The 3,469-nt window shown below is 75.4% G+C and carries 3 protein-coding genes; all 3 read right to left on the bottom strand.

The features are described 5' to 3' along the window. A partial coding sequence (sigJ, locus tag J0670_RS33390; RefSeq protein WP_374223222.1) for an RNA polymerase sigma factor SigJ occupies positions 1–808 on the bottom strand: 808 nt, incomplete at its 3' end. A gap of 34 nt (positions 809–842) precedes the next feature. Next, positions 843–1,085 (bottom strand): hypothetical protein, encoded by a 243-nt coding sequence (locus tag J0670_RS33385; protein WP_207815961.1) that lies wholly within the window; start codon positions 1,083–1,085, stop codon positions 843–845. Then, positions 1,082–3,469, bottom strand: a 2,388-nt coding sequence (locus tag J0670_RS33380; RefSeq protein ID WP_207815960.1) for a DEAD/DEAH box helicase, incomplete at its 5' end; no start/stop codon positions are given. The genes J0670_RS33385 and J0670_RS33380, both read right to left, overlap by 4 nt.

The raw sequence follows: 3,469 nt of genomic DNA, 5'->3' as shown, positions 1-3,469 counted from the left end.
CCTCGACGAAGTCCAGCACCGAGACGGAGTCGACCGCGCCGTCCACGGTGACCAGCAGGCCCGGCTCACCGTTGACCAGCACCGGCCGGGCACCCACACCCTCGCCCAGCTTGCGGAGCAGGCCGAGGAGGAAACGGGCGACGTTCCCGGCGCCGGTGACCGGCCGCAGCGTGGCGGTGACCACGCCGCCGCCGTCGCTCCAGGTGGTGACGTCGGGGGCGAGCAGGGCGAGCACCCGGTTGAGGTCGCCGCCGACGCAGGCCGCGAGGAACTCCTCGGTGGCCCGGCGGCGCAGCTCCGGCGGGGCGTCGTAGCGGGGGCGGCGGGCACGCACGTGTGCCCGGGCGCGGCTGCCGACCTGTCGGCAGGAGGCCTCGGTGCGGTCCAGGGCCTCGGCGATCTCCCGGTAGGAGAAGTCGAAGGCCTCCTTGAGGACGAACACCGCCCGCTCCAGCGGGGACAGGCTCTCCAGCACCACCAGCAGGGCGAGCGAGACGGTCTCGGCCCGCTCGACGCCCTCGGTCGCGTCCGGTTCGGCGACCAGCGGCTCGGGCAGCCAGGGGCCGACGTAGGACTCTCGGCGGACGGCGGCGGAGTCCAGCCGGTTGAGGGCGAGGTTGGTGACCGTACGGGCCAGGTAGCCGCCGGGGGCGGCGACCGGGTCGGTGACCCGGCTCCAGCGCAGCCAGGTGTCCTGGACGAGGTCCTCGGCGTCGGCGACGCTGCCGAGCATCCGGTAGGCGATGCCGAAGACCAGTCGGCGGTGCTGCTCGAAGTCGGCCAGCCGGGCGTCGGAGGAGTCGGTCACCCTCGGGACGCTACCGCACGGCACGCGGCCGGCTTCAGCCGTGGAAGGCGTCGTAGGCGGGGGCGAGCAGGGTGGCGAGGTCGCGGCCGTGCACGGTGATGCCGGAGCGGCCGAGGCGGCGCAGCGAGGGTTCGTCCTGGTCCTCCTGCGGCGGGTCCGCCCGTGGCGGGTCGGGCCGCAGGGTGAAGTCGCCGCGCCAGTAGGCGGCGACGTTGACCACCGGGGCCTTGGGCTGCTCGGCCACGTGTCCTCCTCGGTCGGGTGGCTGCGCGGTCACGCGTCCTCCTCGGCTACGGCGTCCTCACGGGTGAGGGCGACCAGTTCGCGCAGCGCCCCGGCCGACAGGTCGGTGAGCCAGTGCTCCCCCTCGCCCACCACGGTTTCGGCCAAGGTCCGCTTGGCGGCGAGGAGTTCGTCGATCCGTTCCTCGATGGTGCCGACGCAGACCAGTCGGCGGACCTGGACGTCGCGGTTCTGGCCGATCCGGAAGGCGCGGTCGGTGGCCTGCTCCTCGACCGCCGGGTTCCACCAACGGTCCAGGTGGATCACCTGGTTGGCGGCGGTCAGGTTGAGGCCGGTGCCGCCGGCCCGCAGCGAGAGCAGGAACACCCTTGGCCCGTCCGGGGATTGGAAGCGCCGGACCAGCTCCTCGCGGCGGGCGCGCGGCACGCGGCCGTGCAGGTGGAGCACCTCCTCGCCGAGCCGGCGCTCCAGGTACGGGCGGAGCATCGTGCCGAACTCGGCGTACTGGGTGAAGACCAGCGTCCGGTCGCCCTCGGCCAGCGCCTCCTCCAGCAGCTCGGCCAGCCGGGCCACCTTGCCCGAGCGTTCGCCCAACGGCGAGCCGTCGTGCAGCAGTTGGGCCGGGTGGTTGCACACCTGCTTGAGCTTGCCGATCGCGGCCAGCACCGTGCCGCGCCGCTCCACGCCCCGGATGCCCTCGACCCGCCGCAGCAGGTCGGCGACCACGGCCTGGTAGAGGCCGGCCTGCTCGGCGGTGAGGTTGCACCAGACGGTCATCTCCTGCTTGGCGGGCAGTTCGGCCGCCACCGCCGGGTCGGACTTGAGCCGGCGCAGCACGAACGGGGCGGTGCGGCGCCGGAGTTCGGCGGTGCGTTCGGGGCTGCGGTGCAGTTCGACCGGGATCGCGTAGCGCTCCTTGAAGCGCTCGGCCGGGCCGAGCAGGCCGGGGTTGGCGAAGTCGAGCACGGCGTGCAGCTCGGAGAGCCGGTTCTCCACCGGGGTGCCGGTCAGGGCGATCCGGTGCCGGGTGACGGGCAGTGCGCGGATCGCCCGGGACTGCGCGGTGCCGGCGTTCTTGATGTGCTGCGCCTCGTCGGCGACCACCCGGCGCCAGCGGATCGCCCGCAGCGCGGCGAGGTCGCGCTGAACCAGCCCGTAGGTGGTGATGACCAGGTCCACGCCGCGCACGGCTTCGGCGAGCCGCTCCGCGTCGAGGCGGCCGGAGCCGTGGTGGACGTACCGCCGCAGGCCGGGGGCGAAGCGCTCGGCCTCGCGCTGCCAGTTGCCGACCAGGGACATCGGGCAGACCAGCAGGGTGGGGCCGTCGGCGCCGTCGGCCTGCTCGGCGGCCAGCAGGGCGAGGGTCTGGACGGTCTTGCCGAGGCCCATGTCGTCGGCGAGGACGGCGCCGAGGCCGAGCCCGGACATCGTCCGCAGCCAGGCCAGTCCGCGCTCCTGGTACGGGCGCAGCTCGGCGCGAAAGTCGGGCGGCAGGGTCGGTGCGGGGGCGGCTTCGGCGCGCCCGGCGAGCAGTTCGCCCAGCGGGCCGTCGGCGCGGACGGAGGTGACCGGCAGCCCGGCGACCGTCGCCTCGGGGTCGAGGGCGAGCCGCAGCAGGTCGGCGGCGGCCAGCACGCCGTCGCGGCGGTCGGTGAGGAAGGCGAGCGCGGCGGCGATCTGCTCCGGGTCGGCCTCCAGCCAGGCGCCCCGGACCCGGACCAACCCCTGTTTGGCGGCGGCGAGTTCGGCCAGTTCCTGCTCGGTGAGCGGGGTCCCGTCCGGGCCGAGCGCGGCCTGCCAGCGGAAGGCGATCACGGTGTCCCGGTCGATCTGGCTGCCGACCGCGAGCGAGCCGGGTGCGGGCGGGGTGGTGGCCCTCAGGGCGAGTCCGAGCCGGGGGCGGCGGCGCCACCAGGCTGGCAGCAGCACGCCGAAGCCGCCCTCGGCGAGGGCGGGTGCGGCGGTGCGCAGGAAGTCGAGCGCGCCGGCCCGGTCGAGCGGCAGGGCAGACGGGCGGGAGCGGTGGCGCAGCCCGTCCAGGGCGGGCCAGCGGTGGGCGGCTCGGGCGAGTTCGGCGACCAGCGCACCGGCCGGGTCGGCGGCCTTGCGGGCGAGGGTCGCGTACGCGGCGCCGCCTTCGTGCAGGTCGGCGGCGCGGACCAGCAGGGAGGGTTCGTCGACGGCCTGGAGCAGGAACTCCAGCCGCCAGGCGTCGTCGGAGGGGCGCCCCTCGGGGTCGTCCTGGTCGGGGCCGAGAGGTTCGAGCAGGCGGAAGCAGAGCCGCAGCGCGGGTTCGGCGGGCTCAACGGCCGCGTACCAGGCGGCGATCCGGCGGCGCAGTTCGGCGAAGTCCTCGGGCGGGACATCGCCGAGCTCGCCGGAGGGGGTGGCGAGGGCGTGCAGCCACTGGTCGGCGGT

The organism is Streptomyces sp. FH025 (genome assembly GCF_017427025.1).
Lineage (GTDB): Bacteria > Actinomycetota > Actinomycetes > Streptomycetales > Streptomycetaceae > Kitasatospora.
Note: the sequence above shows the minus strand (reverse complement) of the source record. Positions and strands in the feature narration are given on the sequence as shown.